Annotated in this window: 14 protein-coding genes and 1 pseudogene; 10 read left to right on the top strand and 5 right to left on the bottom strand. The window is 56.9% G+C overall.

The window, feature by feature from the left end; translation table 11 throughout:
• Positions 1-58: 58 nt before the first annotated feature.
• A complete protein-coding gene (gene msrB / locus LJE94_07795; GenBank protein MCG6910009.1) occupies positions 59-1,102 on the bottom strand; it encodes a peptide-methionine (R)-S-oxide reductase MsrB in 1,044 nt (347 codons plus the stop codon).
• Between the two features lie 349 nt (positions 1,103-1,451).
• Between msrB and LJE94_07790 the strand changes: the two genes are divergently transcribed.
• The 10 genes from LJE94_07790 to mnhG all read left to right on the top strand — a co-directional run bounded on the left by LJE94_07790 (position 1,452) and on the right by mnhG (position 10,562).
• Entirely contained in the window at positions 1,452-2,297 is an 846-nt protein-coding gene (locus LJE94_07790; GenBank protein ID MCG6910008.1) for an HAD-IIA family hydrolase, read from the top strand.
• 107 nt (positions 2,298-2,404) lie between these two features.
• Positions 2,405-3,427, top strand: coding sequence for a glucosaminidase domain-containing protein (locus LJE94_07785; GenBank protein ID MCG6910007.1), 1,023 nt, complete (start codon positions 2,405-2,407; stop codon positions 3,425-3,427).
• 607 nt (positions 3,428-4,034) lie between these two features.
• Entirely contained in the window at positions 4,035-4,865 is an 831-nt protein-coding gene (locus LJE94_07780) for a universal stress protein (protein MCG6910006.1), read from the top strand.
• A gap of 62 nt (positions 4,866-4,927) precedes the next feature.
• The gene (locus LJE94_07775) at positions 4,928-7,141 is read left to right on the top strand and encodes a DUF4040 domain-containing protein (GenBank protein MCG6910005.1); all 2,214 of its coding nucleotides are present in this window, start codon (positions 4,928-4,930) and stop codon (positions 7,139-7,141) included.
• Positions 7,141-7,542 (top strand): Na(+)/H(+) antiporter subunit B, encoded by a 402-nt coding sequence (locus tag LJE94_07770; protein MCG6910004.1) that lies wholly within the window; start codon positions 7,141-7,143, stop codon positions 7,540-7,542. The genes LJE94_07775 and LJE94_07770 overlap by 1 nt, the downstream gene beginning before the upstream one ends.
• Before the next feature lies 1 nt (position 7,543).
• Positions 7,544-7,951, top strand: a complete 408-nt coding sequence (locus LJE94_07765) for an NADH-quinone oxidoreductase subunit K (GenBank protein ID MCG6910003.1) — start codon at positions 7,544-7,546, stop codon at positions 7,949-7,951.
• Positions 7,948-9,444, top strand: coding sequence for a Na+/H+ antiporter subunit D (locus LJE94_07760; protein MCG6910002.1), 1,497 nt, complete (start codon positions 7,948-7,950; stop codon positions 9,442-9,444). Before LJE94_07765 ends, LJE94_07760 begins: the two co-directional genes overlap by 4 nt.
• A complete protein-coding gene (locus LJE94_07755) occupies positions 9,441-9,917 on the top strand; it encodes a Na+/H+ antiporter subunit E (protein ID MCG6910001.1) in 477 nt (158 codons plus the stop codon). The genes LJE94_07760 and LJE94_07755 overlap by 4 nt, the downstream gene beginning before the upstream one ends.
• Entirely contained in the window at positions 9,914-10,234 is a 321-nt protein-coding gene (locus LJE94_07750; GenBank protein MCG6910000.1) for a cation:proton antiporter, read from the top strand. Before LJE94_07755 ends, LJE94_07750 begins: the two co-directional genes overlap by 4 nt.
• A complete protein-coding gene (gene mnhG, locus LJE94_07745; GenBank protein MCG6909999.1) occupies positions 10,227-10,562 on the top strand; it encodes a monovalent cation/H(+) antiporter subunit G in 336 nt (111 codons plus the stop codon). Before LJE94_07750 ends, mnhG begins: the two co-directional genes overlap by 8 nt.
• A 32-nt stretch (positions 10,563-10,594) precedes the next feature.
• On the opposite strand, the pseudogene LJE94_07740 reads toward mnhG, so the two are convergent.
• The 4 genes and pseudogenes from LJE94_07740 to LJE94_07725 all read right to left on the bottom strand — a co-directional run bounded on the left by LJE94_07740 (position 10,595) and on the right by LJE94_07725 (position 14,115).
• A pseudogene (locus LJE94_07740) lies at positions 10,595-10,798 on the bottom strand (Na+/H+ antiporter NhaA).
• A 44-nt stretch (positions 10,799-10,842) separates the two neighbouring features.
• Positions 10,843-11,841, bottom strand: coding sequence for an electron transfer flavoprotein subunit alpha/FixB family protein (locus LJE94_07735; GenBank protein ID MCG6909998.1), 999 nt, complete (start codon positions 11,839-11,841; stop codon positions 10,843-10,845).
• Positions 11,838-12,674, bottom strand: coding sequence for an electron transfer flavoprotein subunit beta/FixA family protein (locus LJE94_07730; GenBank protein MCG6909997.1), 837 nt, complete (start codon positions 12,672-12,674; stop codon positions 11,838-11,840). Before LJE94_07730 ends, LJE94_07735 begins: the two co-directional genes overlap by 4 nt.
• 313 nt (positions 12,675-12,987) lie before the next feature.
• Positions 12,988-14,115 (bottom strand): acyl-CoA dehydrogenase family protein, encoded by a 1,128-nt coding sequence (locus LJE94_07725; GenBank protein ID MCG6909996.1) that lies wholly within the window; start codon positions 14,113-14,115, stop codon positions 12,988-12,990.
• Positions 14,116-14,145: the final 30 nt, after the last annotated feature.

The following is a 14,145-nucleotide window of genomic DNA, read 5'->3' as shown; positions in this document are numbered from 1 at the left end:
TGCTTCATCTCCTTTGATTTGTGCCCTCTGCCGTTCAACCTTGGAGCGGTATGCGGATCTATTCAAAGAGCGCCTTGTATTGGCCGTAGCCTTCCTTTTCCAGGTCTTCGACGGGGACAAACCTGAGGGCGGCGCTGTTGAGGCAGTAGCGCAGGCCGGTGGGGGCCGGCCCGTCGTTGAACACATGCCCAAGGTGGCTGTCCCCGTGACGGCTGCGGACCTCGGTTCTGACCGTGAAGAGGCTGCGGTCCGTGACCTCCACGATGTTTGCAGGCTCCAGCGGTCGGGTAAAGCTGGGCCACCCCGTGCCGGAGTCGAATTTGTCCGTGGAACTGAACAGGGGCTCCCCGCTGGCGATGTCCGCATAAATACCGGCCGCCTTGTTGTCCCAGAAGGCATTGTCAAAGGGCGGTTCGGTGCCGTTTTCGCGGGCGACCTTGTACTGCAGCGGGGTCAGCCTTTTCTTCAGTTCGGCCTCGTCCGGCTTCGGGTAGGCTGGCGTGCCCCCGGCATTGTCGGCCGTTGACCGGCCGCCGGCATTCCTGTCACGCCAGACCCTTTTTAAAAATGCGTCGCGCCCCGACCCCGACCGGTACCAATGGTAGCGCTTGGGGTTTTTTTTGTGGTATTTTTGGTGGTAGTCTTCGGCCGGGTAAAAGGCGGTTAACGGCTCGATCTGCGTGGCCACGGCTTTTTGGAAGCGGCCAGATTCCTCCAGCTGCCGCCTGGAAGCCTCGGCCAGGCGCCTTTCCCGTTCGTCGGCGTAAAAGATGGCGCTGACGTACTGGCTGCCCCGGTCCACGAACTGTCCGCCGGGGTCGGTGGGGTCCACGTGTCGCCAGAACACCTCCAGCAGGGCTTCGTACGATATGACGGCAGGATCGTAGATCACTTTCACGGCCTCGACGTGCCCGGTGGTTCCGGTCGACACCAGTTCGTAGGCGGGGTTTTCCACGTGGCCGCCGGTGTATCCGGAGACGACCTCGATGACGCCCGCCACCTTTTCGAAATCGGACTCCGTGCACCAGAAGCATCCGCCGGCAAAAACGGCCGAGGCGGTTGCGGCCGGCGACGATTGGACGGTGTTGTCTGCTTTTTCCATGCGGTTCACCTGTTTTGGGTAGATAGGGTTGTGAAATTGCCACATTGTGTCATATCTAACCAATATAAATCTAAAATAACGCTTGTCGAGGGAAGGGAGATTATTTATACCTAAAAGAATCAGGGGCCAAGGGGAAACCAGCGACCAGAGATCAGAGGTCGGCAATCACCCGATCCGACAAAAAGGGGTTTTTTGCGACCTTTGCGTCTCGAGCGTAGCGGGCGGTTCAATAGCCCTTGCTTTAAGCTTCCGACCGCTGACCCGATCTCCGATCTCTGATTTCTGACTTCTGAGGTCTTGCCCTCGGATCCTTATGAACGCAACAATCTAATTTTGAAGGTCTTCCCGTATGACGCGTGCAGCCGAGGAAACCACCCTGACATTTTTGTGGGAGCATTACGAGGTGCTGCTTTTCGATGCCTACGGCGTGCTGCTGCATTCGTCGGGAGCGCTGCCGGGTGCCGTCGAACTGGTGGAACGGCTGAACCGGGAGAAAAAGCCCTACTACATTCTCACCAACGACGCGTCGCGGCTGCCTGCCACGGCGGCGGCCAAATACCGGTCCTGCGGCCTGTCCGTGCCGCCCGAACGGATCATCACGTCCGGTTCGCTGCTCGAGCACTTTTTCCAGGAGCACGCGCTTGCGGGCAAACGGTGTGTGGTCCTGGGAACGCCGGACAGCGTCCGTTATGCCGAAGATGCCGGCGGCAACATCGTGGCCCCCGGCGAGGACCTGGAGGTGCTGGTCTGCGCCGACGAAGCCGGGGTCCCCTCCATTGACGTCCTGGACGCCGTCCTGACATCCATTTGCCGGGCAATTGACGGCGGGCGGCAGGTGCATCTCGTCCTGCCCAACCCGGACCTCATCTATCCCAAGGGGGACGGCGCCTACGGTTTCGGAGCCGGCAGCATCGCGCGGCTGTTCGAAGGCGCCCTCGGCCTGCGGTATCCTAACCGTAGCGATCTTGCGTTCGCCGGCCTGGGAAAGCCGGGTCCCGGGTTGTTTCGGGAGGCTCTTTCCCGCAGCGGGAGCCGGCGCATGGTCATGGTGGGCGATCAGATGGAAACTGACATCGCGGGGGCGCGCGCCTTCGGCATAGACGCCGCCTGGATCGAAACGGGCGTGAGCGCCGGGGTGCCGGACGATGCGCCCGCCGGGCTCGGACCTACCTATCGCCTGCGGGCGTTGGGGTAGGGGGTTACTTGGGTTAGAGGGGTTATTGGGTTATTTGGGTTAGCGGACTCAACAAACGCAACGAACGCAACAAACCTAAAAACATATGACATGAGGAGGAAAATTTGATGCGAGCCCGATTCAGACTGTTGGTCGTGGTGGTGGTTCTTTTTGGAATGGCAACGCCCATATGGGCCCAGGAGGTGATCGTCCTGTCCGGACCGGATGACACCGTCGCCTGGCTAAAGGCGGAGAAGTGGTGGGGCAAAGTCGAGGAAGGGGAGCAGGTCCTGGTCCCGAGGGCGATGATCACCGGTATCTCGCCTCAGTGGCAGAAAAACGCCGCCAACATGCCCGTACCGCAGAAAAAAGGAATTTTTTATCGGCTTATGCTGCCGCTGGCCGTGCATGCCAACGCCATGATTTTGGATCGGCGCGAAAGGTTGCAGGGGATGGACGCGACCCTTGCGCAGGGGGGACGGCTGCCTGCCGAGGACGATGCCTGGCTGCGCGAGATCGCAATTGTCCTGCGCATCGCCGACCGGGACAAGGCGCAGCAGATAGCCGGTACCGCGGCCCTGCGCGGGATCATTGCCGAGGCCTTGTACAAGTTGGACGTAGTCCCCAACGGCCTGGTACTGGGGCAGGCGGCCTATGAGAGCGGATACGGCACCTCGCGCTTTGCCGCCAAGGGCAACGCCCTTTTCGGCCAGTGGACCTACGGCGGCAAGGGGCTCGTCCCGGAGCAGCAGCGCAAGGAGCTGGGCGACCACCGCATCGCCGCCTACGACTGGCCCTTTGACAGCGTCCGCGGCTACATCATCAATTTAAGCTCCCATCCGGCCTACGAGGAGTTTCGCCGCCTGCGGGCCGACCTCCGGGCAGCCGGCAAACCGCTGCGCTCGATGGTTTTGGCCGATGGCCTGAAAAGCTACTCCGAGCGCGGCCAGAAATACGTGGACACGCTGAAGGGCATCATGCGGGTCAATCACCTGACAGCCGCCGACAGTGCCGTCTTCCGGGACGAGCCCATGCGGTTTATCGTGGCCGCTGCGGGCCAGGCCGACGCCGCCAGGCTCCGCAAGGAGATCGAAGCCATGCGCAAGTCCGGGGAGTTGGAGAAGATCGTCGCCCGGATGCGGCTGGAGTAAGGACTGCCGGGATAGGCGTTTACTGTTGTATCTCTCGTCCACTTCGTTAGAGAACGTAGAGGACGCAGAAGTCAGAAGGCAGAGGTCAGAGGCGGCTTTTTCTCTCGCAGAGCCCGCAGAGGACGCAGGGAATAATTTTACCCTGCGGGGCCCGGAGGAGGCAATTGGTTTGAAGCAAGCGCAATCGAGCCGATCCGGTGAAACAAAAGAAACACCAGGTTTTACGGGGTAAGCACGGACGTTCGCCCCCTCAAATAAGATTTGATCCGCCTTTGTAGATAAATTCTACCATGAAAGGTCTTCTGTTTTGAGAATCGCCGGCGGTGATGTAATCACCTAATTTCCCACAAATTAAATTTCATAGGCTTCTTCGGGAAGAGGAAACCATAAATGCAGGCAATAAAGCTTTTACTCAAAATTATTGCGTTCAATATATCCCCGTTTATCGCCCGATATCCCCTTGACATATATGCTAAAAGTCCGCACAATAAATTTTTGAGCAAATTTATAGTGCCAAAAGCTGTTATCGGGCGACAATAACCAAATTTTTAATATTATGGGTCCCCGGTGCCGCCGGAATACTGCCCTGCCAACGGAGAACCAAAGCATGATTAAACGAATTCTAGTCGGATTAGGTGGAACACCGTTTACAACCGTAGCCGTTAAAATTGCAACGGAACTGGGAAATCTTCACCAGGCCCAGCTAACCGGTGTAACTGTATTGGATACACGCAAGCTAGACAACGTGGGTCCCGTACCTGTGGGCGGGGGAGCCTACGCTCAGCGCATGCGCGAACGAAAAGCCCGGATCACTAAGGAGGGGACGGAACAGGCCATTACCGCCTTTAAAACACATTGCAGCGAGCAGCAGGTGGTTTGTCGCCGTATCGAGTATGAGCAAAAAGATCCGTTTACCGCCATGGTATCGGAGGCCCGCTATAACGATATTACCATATTCGGGCTGCGCAGTATCTTCGACTACGGCTTTACCTCAGACCCGGACAAGGCGATTATCAAATTAATGACCCAAGGAGTGCGACCGATATTGGCCGTCGCCGATACCTACCGGCCCATCAAAAAAGCGCTCATCGCCTACAGCGGCTCCATGGAGTCGGCCAAAGCCATTCGTCATTTCCTCCATCTGAACCCATGGCCTGGGGTAACCCTTCACATCGTGCATTTTAAAGAGGGGCGAGAAAGAGAACCGTTTCTACTGAAAGACGCCGCTGAATTCTGCGAGGCTCACGGCTTTGAAGTAGAAACTGAAATTGTGGAAGGCCAGGCACGATTAAACCTGCTGCCATTTGCCCAAGAAAGCAACGCCGATCTCATTGTCATGGGCAACAGCGTGAACAGGGCCCTGTTGCAGCGTTTGCTAGGTGATACTGTGCTGGAAACCATCAAGTCAGCCGACCGGCCCCTTTTCCTGTCTCAATAATTATGACTCCTGCGAAACCGAATAACCACCATGATGCTGGCACTAGCCTCCTGGGTTTGCTCATGACCACTGTGCCGCTGTTTCTCTTAATCGGCCTCTGCTGTCTCTGGCCAGAAGTGGCTCGCGGGCGGGTGTTTCAAGTCCAATGGCCCTGGATACCGAGCCTGGACCTGTACCTGCGGTTTCGTCTCGACGGTCTGAGCCTGCTTTTTTGTCTGATCGTCACCGGGGCCGGTTTTTTTGTCAGTCTTTTCTCGTGCTCGTACATGGCCGGCCATCCGCATATCGGTCGCTATTTCGCTTTCCTGCACGCCTTCATGATCTCCATGCTGGGTATCGTCACATCTGACAATTTAATGCTGCTCTTTATATTCTGGGAGGGCACTACGGTCTTTTCTTACCTGCTCATCGGGTTCGATCATGAATCGGAAATCGCCCGCGACAATGCCCGTCAGGCCATTTTGATCACAAGTGCCGGCGGTCTGGCTCTGCTCATAGGCATTCTGCTGCTGAAAGCCGCAGGTGCTTCTTTTACCATCAGCCATTGGGTTTCAGCCGGAGATCACATACGTCAGCACGCCTTGTATCCTGCCATTTTTTCAGCTGTATTGTTGGGAGCCATGACCAAGTCGGCCCAGTTCCCCTTTCATTTCTGGCTGCCCAACGCCATGAGCGCTCCCACACCTGTTAGCGCCTTTTTACACGCGGCCACCATGGTCAAGGCCGGTGTCTATCTGTTGATGCGCTTTCACCCGCTTTTGGGGGGTACGCGACTGTGGATGACAACCCTGGTAGTTATCGGTGGCATCACGGCCCTGTGGGGCGCTATTCAGGCCGTGGCCCCATCCGACCTGAAACGGGTCCTGGCGTACACTACCATGATGGCATTAGGCATCCTGACCATGTTCCTCGGCGGTCAGACAACGCCGGCCCTTACGGCAGCCACCACCTTTCTGCTAGTCCACGCCCTCTACAAGGCCTCCCTTTTTCTGGCTACAGGCAGCATTGACCACCAAACCGGCACCCGCCTTTTAGATTGCCTCGGCGGACTCTGGCGCGCCATGCCCCTGACCACTCTGGCCGTTGCCGCTGCAACCATGTCCATGGCCGGTTTCCCGCTGTTTTTCGGATTTATCGGCAAGGAGATCATGTACAAGGGCGCGCTGACCGAAATAGGCTATGCCGGTTTTGCCACCACCATCGCCTTGCTTTCCAATGCACTGATGACCGCTGTGGCCGGTACTATCCTACTCGACGTATTTTTCGGCAGGCGCCCGAACGCTCTAGGTGCGGTCCGCGAGGTACCCTGGACCATGCGATTCGGCCCTAGCATCATGGGCGGTTTGACCATCCTGTTCGGCATTTTCCCCTGGTGGGTTTCCACCAATCTGATTCAGCCCGCCGTGCTGGCCTTTCATCCGGCCAGGGAGGAAATCCATCTGAAGCTCTTTCACGGATTCAACACGCCGCTGCTGCTCAGTCTCATTACCCTGACGCTGGGCGGACTAATCTATTTGACACGACAACATATGCGTATCTGGATCGGCACGCTAAGGCAACGACTGCCTGTCACGTCCCAGCGCACCTACCAATTATGCCTCGACCTGTTTATGCGAACGGCTGACATGTTAACCCGCGTTCTGCAAAACGGATCACTGACCGCTTACCTCTCCGTCATTGTAATTTGCATGGTAACCGCCGTCGCATGGCCCTGGATAGGTAACGCCAAAGCCGCTCTGAGCGGACCCGTGCTGGACGGCCCCATCGCCGCTGCGGGTTTGGTTATGTTTATTTTTACCGCTACCGTAGTGGTGGTGACCGCCAAAAGGCCTCTGGCAGCTATCTGTGGCTTGGGCGGTGTGGGCGCTGGGGTGGCCCTTATCTTTTTGATATGTGGAGCGCCGGACCTTGCCTTGACGCAATTAATGGTTGAGACCCTTACCGTGATCATCGTCTCCCTGGTATTGCCACGGCTGCCTTACTTGAATAACTCAAAAAATAGGCCGCTGCTGCTTCGCATTATGACTGCGGGCCTCTGTATTGCTGTGGGTGTGTTGATCACTTCACTGCTGATGGGCATTAATCAGTCCCCATTGGATCGCAGTCTGACCGCTTTTTACGAGTCTAATAGCTACCTGGCAGCCCACGGCCGCAACATCGTCAATGTAATTATAGTCGACTTCAGAGCTCTGGACACATTGGGAGAAATTACCGTTGTCATATTGGCCGCCTGGGCCGGCATCGCCCTGATCCGCAAATCCAAGGAGAATAATTAATGCAATCCGTTATCCTGAAAACCGCTACACGCTTGATGGTGGGTATGATCCTTGTGTTTGCGTTTTATTTATTGCTGCGTGGACACCATGAGCCGGGCGGTGGATTTATTGCAGCTTTGGTAGCCAGCACCGGCTTTGCATTGTTCGCTATTTCCGAAGGCCCCAGAAAGGTCCGCCTTGCGGTTCGTCTGCGTCCTGCAATCATTGCCCTATTGGGGCTGAGCCTTGCCATTATCGCGGGCCTGCCTGCCGTGTTTGCCTCCCAGCCCTTTCTCACCGGCATTTGGTGGAATCTGGGATCTAAGCTCTCCGTGGGCACGCCGTTGGTCTTTGATATCGGAGTCTTTCTATCTGTGTTAGGCTCCATCCTGGCCATTCTGCTGACCCTGGAGGAGAACTGACATGGAAGCACTAGTTGCCTGCCTGATCGGTCTGATGTTCGCTGCAGCTCTCTATCTGATACTCTCCGGCAATTTGGTCAAGTTTGTCTTCGGATTTACCCTCATGGGCAATGCCGTCAACTTGCTGATCTTTACAGCCGGCCGTTTGCGCCACATCCACCCGCCGTTAATTCCCCCGGATCAGATTAGCTTGTCCCGTGCGGTGTCCAACGCACTTCCGCAGGCACTTATATTGACTGCTATTGTCATTGGTTTTGCCATGGTCACCTTCCTTTTGGTATTGCTGCTGCGGACATATGAACATACCGGAACCCTGGATGTTGACGAGGCTTCCTTCTTGAATGAAGTTGTGGAAGATGCCACGGAAGCAATTGCTGTGGATCAAACAACTAAAAGGAAGCCGTCATGAAAATCCTTCCGGCCCTGCCCATATTGCTCCCCATGGTCACCGCCCTGGTGTTGTCCCTCTTGAGGGGCAGTCAGCACCGTTCCCATGGCGTTGCCCTTGGAGGCGCCGTGATACACCTGGTCTTAACCATACTGCTTCTGGCGACGGTGTTGAAACATGAGGTGGCGGTATTATGGGTAGGTAACTGGCCGGCGCCCTTCGGCATCTGTCTGGCCGCCGATTACCTGAGCGCTGCCATGGTGATAATCACCGCTGTGGTCCATACTGCCGTGATTGCATTTGCCCGTCATGACATCGATTCCGGACAGGTGCGTATGGGTTTTTATGCATTTATGCAGATGCTCACCGCTGCTGTGTGCGGCGCCTTTCTGACCGGTGACTTGTTCAACCTCTATGTCTGGTTCGAAGTCATGCTGATGGCCTCTTTCGGACTGCTGGTCATGGGGCGAAGCCCCGGCCGGCTTACTGGAGGTGTTAAATATGTTACGATTAACCTGATCTCCACCCTTTTCTTCATTACCGCCATCGGGCTGATCTACGGTCTGGTCGGCACTTTGAACATGGCCGATCTGCACGTTAAAGCTGCCGGAGTGGAGAACACAGCCCTGCTAAACGCCGCAGCTATGTTGCTGATGATCGCCTTCGGGATTAAAGCGGCCCTTTTTCCTCTCTTTTTCTGGTTGCCTGCTTCCTATCACACCCTGCCGGTTTCGGTGGCGGCCTTCTTTGCCGGCATGTTGAGTAAGGTTGGTGTCTATTCCCTGATCCGCATGTTTACCCTGGTCTTTACAGCCGGCACTGGAGCCGCACATGCTACATTACTGGTCGTCGCGGCCCTGACCATGCTCTTCGGCGTGATTGGCGCCGCTTCCCAAATGGAGATGCGACGAATCCTCTCCTTTCATATTATCAGTCAGGTGGGATATATGGTGTTGGGTTTGGCCCTGTTTACACCGTTGGCTCTGGCTGGCACCATTGTCTATTTGGTCCACCACATCATCGTCAAGGCGAACCTTTTTCTGGTAAGCGGCTTGGTACGACAGGCGGGCGGGGCCTTTAATCTCAAAAACATCGGTGGACTATACAAAACCAACGGCTTGCTGGCTCTGGGCTTTATCATTCCGGCTTTTGCCTTGGCCGGCTTCCCCCCTTTGTCCGGTTTCTGGGCCAAGCTGCTGATAATCAAAGCCAGCCTGGAAAGCCAACAATACACCCTGGCGCTTCTATCGGCTGCAGTAGGTCTGTTAACGGTCTTTTCCATGATCAAGATCTGGTCTGAGGCGTTCTGGAAACCAGCCCCGATCGAGGAGCGGAAATCGTCCGCCAATTATCCCCTCTCTCCATGGGCACTCGCCCCGGTCTTATCCTTAGCAATGGTTACGGTGCTACTGGGGCTTTGCATGGAACCGGTGATTCGTTTCTCTGTATCGGCTGCCGGACAGCTGATGGACCCACAGGTTTATGTTGAAGCGGTATTGGGGGGTCGACCATGAGCCTCCCGATCCTCAATATCTTGTTTGCCGTTGTGTTTACGATCCTTTTGAGCAGTGATAGTATCGGCGTTTTTTTGTCTGGCTTCGCGCTGGGGTATGCCGCCTTGTGGCTTTCCAAACCGTTGTATCGGGACACGCTCTATTTCAAAAGATTGCCAAAAACCATAAATCTGGCGGGCTATTTCATTAAAGAGCTGGCGATCTCCAATCTGCGTGTTCTTTGGGATGTAATCACTCCCAGACATATCAACCGGCCAGGGATCATTGGTATTCCGCTCACAGCCAAGACAGACCTTGAAATTTTTATCGTTGCCGGCCTGATTACACTAACCCCAGGCACCTTGAGCGTGGATTTATCCGAAGACCGTAGAACACTTTTCGTCCATGTAATGTTTCTCGATGATGTAGAAAAAGCTCGGGCGGACATCAAGAACGGCCTGGAAAGGCGCATCCTGGAGGTCATGCGAAAATGATATCCGCAGACAGTTTTATGGATTTTGCAGGCCTTGGCGCTTTGGTCATGCTCCTGATCGGTATGTTATTGGTGCTTTGGAGACTGGCCAGAGGTCCCACGGCCGCCGATCGCGTTATAGCTTTGGATCTGCTTTCCATGCTGGTAGTGGCCTTTTTAGTGGCCGTCTCCATTCACTCCCAGGAGACAAGCTACCTGGATGTGGCCATTGCCTACGCTTGTATTGCTTTTTTAGGTACCGTCGCTTTGGCCCGTTACATCACACGGACATCACGCAGCCGGTCAGAACATGAGAAGGGAGAAGATAAGAATGGTTGACTACCTGACAGGACTACTCATGTTAATTGGTGGTGTTTTCTGTCTGGTGGCATCCCTGGGGATTGTCCGCATGCCCGATGCGCTGACCCGCATGCACGCTGCCACCAAAGCAGGCACTCTCGGCACAGGCCTGCTGGTAATCGCCGAGGCACTTTTCTACGGCCAATTGGGCACTTCCCTGCGGGCCGCCACCGTTATCGCCTTGGTTTTTCTGACCGCTCCGGTGGCAGCCCACCTCATCGGTCGTGCGTTCTACCGCAGTGGCGAAGCGTTGTCAGACCGCACGTGGATCGATGAACTCAAGAACCAAAAGAAGAAAAAAAATTAGTCATTCGAAAAGCAACGTGAAATCCTATTCTTGTCAAGCCCCACCATGAAAAAGAATACCGTCATCAAGCCGTCGTTAATCCAGAGCAGAAGGGGTTTGGCGATTTCCAGACCGCCGACACGCACCTCGACGGGGGTGGAGAGGAAGAGGTCGTACCACGGCGACAAAAACGAGTTGGCGCAAATCACCGCCAGCAGTGAGGACAAAAGCAGGAGCATACCTCCGGCACTCTCCATTTTACAAAATTCGGCAATGAAAGACGTTTTGCAGTTTTGCACGGTCACTCCCTCAACTTCTCTTTCAGCGCCCGGATAATCCCCAGGCAGGCCTGGTTGGCGTCGGCCACAATGGCCACATCGGCCATTTTCATCATGGTGGCGTTGGGGTTTTTGTTGACGGCGACGATGAAGTCCGCCCCTGCCAGTGCGGCCGTGTGCTGGATGGCGCCGCTGACGCCGAAAGAGAGGAGTAATTTGGGCCTGATGCTCTTGCCGGCCTGGCCCACCAGAGCGTCCGCAGGGGCCCACTCCGAGTAGACCACGGGCCTGGTGGCGCCCACTTCCGCGTTCATGAGTGCGGCCAGGTCGTACAGCTTCCTGAATTTTCCCTTGCTGCCCATGCCGCGGCCGCCGCAGATCACGATATCGGCGTCTTCTATCCGCTGTCTCTTGGACGGCTTCAGCTCGGAGGTCACCCGTTTGATCCTATCAGGGGGCAGATCCCCGGGCAGGGACAGGGGAATGACCTCGCCGGTCGCCTGGTAGTCGTGGGGCCTTTCCTGGAAGGTACCGGGGCGTACCGTGGCCATCTGGGGGCGGTGGACGGGGGTGATGATTTTGGCGATCAGGTTGCCCCCGAAGGACGGTGCGACCTGCACCAGCCGTCCTTTGGCGTCGATTTCGAGATCGATGCAATCGGCGGTGAGGCCGGTGGCCAGTCGTTTGGCGACCCGGGGGGCCAGTTCCTGCCCGAAACGGGTGGCACCCACCAGCAGTGTTTCCGGTTCGTGTTCTTTGACCAGCCGGAACAGAAGGCCGGCATAGGTCTCCATGGCATAGGCGGCCAGGGAGCGATGGTCCACCACGTACACCTTTTGGGCGCCGTGGGCAATGTATTCGGCCGTGTACTCCTCCACGTTGTGGCCGAACACGACGGCACACACCGATCCGCTGGTGACGGAAGCCAGGTCCACGGCCTTGGACAGGATCTGCAAGGTTACCCTGTTCTGAAAATAGTTGCGGTAATCGCCGAATACCCAGATGTCGCTGCCGTGCTTCATCTCGTCTCACCGTGCTCATGCGCCTGGATGTCTTTTCCCATGGCCCCGCCGATGACTTTGCCGTATTCATCGAACAACCGGTCCACGATCTGTTTCACCGACCCTTTGAGGACCCGGTTTTCCTTGTGCGCGGCGGGCGAGTACACGTCGATGATCCGCGTGGGCGAATCCTTCAGGGCGCTGAAGTCTTCGCCCAACCCCAGTTGGCCGGCATTCAGCACATGGATGCTCGGGTTTTCGAAGGCCCGCTCCACCCCCTCGAGGGCCAGATGCCTGGGGCTGTAGGCGGAAAGGTCGATGGTGACGAGACCTGGCAGCGTCATCTGCATGACTTCGAAATACTCGTCCACATGGCGTCGGGCCGTCAGGGTGTTCTTTTTGACTTCCAGGTGTTCGACATAGGTGATCGCCGGGATGTCCAGCGCCTCGGCCAGCTGCGGACCCACTTGCGCGGTTTCGCTGTCGCTGGTCTGGGCACCGCACAGCACCAGGCCGAGGTCGCGGCATTCCTGCCGGATGAACCGGGCCAGGATGTGGCTGGTGAGAAAGGTGTCCGCGCCGGCCATGCGTCTGTCGGTGAGCAGATAGCCTTCATCGGCGCCCAGCGCCTTGGCCTGGTGCAGAATCTCCTCCGCCATGGGCGGCCCCATGGCCACGGCGCGGATGCTCGCCGCCTGACGCGCCTTCAAACGCAGGGCCGCCTCCAGCGCCCGCCGGCTTGCGGGGTCCATCATCCCCATGGCCAGTTCGCGCTTCAATGTTCCGGTTTTGGAATCCCACGGCAGCTCGGACACCATGGGGACCTGCTTGATACAAACGATTATGTTCAACACGGCAACTCCTGTATAATTGAGAGGTCAGAGGCCAGAAGGCAGAGGTCAGTGGCCGGGAGCCTTAAGCAAGATCTATTTAACCGCCCGCTGCGCTCAAGGCGCGGAGGACGCAGAGAAGACCATCCACTCTGGGGGAACATCACATAAACAAAACTGCAAATTCCCAATTCGTAATTCCTATTCCTCAAAAATACGTAAAGCAGACTCCCTACTGGTCATTGACACGCATTACACAGTGAAACCTGGTGCTTCTTTTGTTTCACCGGGGCGGCTCAATCGACTTTGCCCTGCGCTTTCGGCCCCGATCTCCGCCCTACGCGGGCCGTGCCAAAATGGCGCGGGCGATCACCATGCGCTGGACTTCGCTGGTGCCCTCATATATTTCGGTGACTTTGGCGTCCCTGAAATAGCGCTCCACGTCGTATTCCTTGCTGTAGCCGTACCCGCCGTGGATCTGCACGGCCAGATCTGTCACCTTTCTGGCCGTGGCGCTGCAGTGCAGTTTGGCCATGGCGGCTTCGGACGAAAAGGGCGTGCCCGCGTCTTTTAGGGCCGCGGCCCTGTAGAGGAGCAGCCGCGAGGCCTCGACATCCGTGGACATGTCCGCCAGATAGTTCTGGATGGTCTGAAACCCGGCCAACGGCTTGTTGAACTGCTGGCGTTCCTTGGCATAGGTTACGGAATCGTCGAAAGCCGCCTGGGCGATTCCCAGGGCCTGGGCGGCAATTCCCAAGCGTCCCGTGTCGAGAGCGGTCAAAGCGATTTTGATGCCCTGCCCCGCTTTGCCCAGCAGATGACCCTTGGGGACACTGCAATCCTCGAAAAACAGGGATGACACCGGGTTGGCGCGCATCCCGCACAGGTCCTCGATTTCACCCACCGAAAAGCCCGGGCAGCCCTTCTCGACGATGTAAACACCCGTCCGGGTTTTGCCGCCGCCTTCGGACACGGCGAACACCAGGACGGTGCCGCACACCCCGCCGTTGGTGACGAAGATCTTGGTGCCGTTCAGCACGAAGGCGTCTTCCGTCTCGACCGCCCAGGTCTCGACGCCGCCGGCATCGGAGCCGGCATTGGCCTCGGTGAGGCAAAAGGCGCCGATGCTGTCGCCGTTTGCCATGGCCGGGATGAACCTCTCCTTTTGCTTGCGGGTACCGAAGGCGAGGATGGGGTAGAGACCCACACTGTTGTGCACGGTTACGCAGAGGCCGAGGGCCGCCGACACCCTGGAGAGTTCCTCGATGGCGATGACGTAGCTGATGGTGTCGAGGTTCGCTCCGCCGTATTCCCGCGGCGCCTGCAGCCCGAAGAAGTTCAAGGGTTTCATTTTTTCGACGATCTCCCACGGAAAGCGCGACTCCTTGTCGAGCCGGGCCACGTGGGGTTTGATTTCGCTTTCCGCAAATTCTCTCACGGTTTTGCGGATCAGCTGGTGTTTCATGCAGGGATTGAAATCCAATGTCGTGTTCCT

The organism is Deltaproteobacteria bacterium, assembly GCA_022340465.1.
In the GTDB taxonomy this organism is placed as follows: Bacteria; Desulfobacterota; Desulfobacteria; order Desulfobacterales; family B30-G6; genus JAJDNW01.
The sequence above is the reverse complement of the archived record's forward strand: the minus strand, read 5'-3'. Positions and strand labels throughout refer to the sequence as shown.

What these genes read in the sequence shown, in the direction of transcription:
- msrB (MCG6910009.1), bottom strand. Translation starts at nt 1,102, where the DNA reads ATGGAAAAAGCAGACAACACCGTCCAATCGTCGCCGGCCGCAACCGCC.
- LJE94_07790 (MCG6910008.1), top strand. Translation starts at nt 1,452, where the DNA reads ATGACGCGTGCAGCCGAGGAAACCACCCTGACATTTTTGTGGGAGCAT.
- LJE94_07785 (MCG6910007.1), top strand. Translation starts at nt 2,405, where the DNA reads ATGCGAGCCCGATTCAGACTGTTGGTCGTGGTGGTGGTTCTTTTTGGA.
- LJE94_07780 (MCG6910006.1), top strand. Translation starts at nt 4,035, where the DNA reads ATGATTAAACGAATTCTAGTCGGATTAGGTGGAACACCGTTTACAACC.
- LJE94_07775 (MCG6910005.1), top strand. Translation starts at nt 4,928, where the DNA reads ATGACCACTGTGCCGCTGTTTCTCTTAATCGGCCTCTGCTGTCTCTGG.
- LJE94_07770 (MCG6910004.1), top strand. Translation starts at nt 7,141, where the DNA reads ATGCAATCCGTTATCCTGAAAACCGCTACACGCTTGATGGTGGGTATG.
- LJE94_07765 (MCG6910003.1), top strand. Translation starts at nt 7,544, where the DNA reads ATGGAAGCACTAGTTGCCTGCCTGATCGGTCTGATGTTCGCTGCAGCT.
- LJE94_07760 (MCG6910002.1), top strand. Translation starts at nt 7,948, where the DNA reads ATGAAAATCCTTCCGGCCCTGCCCATATTGCTCCCCATGGTCACCGCC.
- LJE94_07755 (MCG6910001.1), top strand. Translation starts at nt 9,441, where the DNA reads ATGAGCCTCCCGATCCTCAATATCTTGTTTGCCGTTGTGTTTACGATC.
- LJE94_07750 (MCG6910000.1), top strand. Translation starts at nt 9,914, where the DNA reads ATGATATCCGCAGACAGTTTTATGGATTTTGCAGGCCTTGGCGCTTTG.
- mnhG (MCG6909999.1), top strand. Translation starts at nt 10,227, where the DNA reads ATGGTTGACTACCTGACAGGACTACTCATGTTAATTGGTGGTGTTTTC.
- LJE94_07735 (MCG6909998.1), bottom strand. Translation starts at nt 11,841, where the DNA reads ATGAAGCACGGCAGCGACATCTGGGTATTCGGCGATTACCGCAACTAT.
- LJE94_07725 (MCG6909996.1), bottom strand. Translation starts at nt 14,115, where the DNA reads ATGAAACACCAGCTGATCCGCAAAACCGTGAGAGAATTTGCGGAAAGC.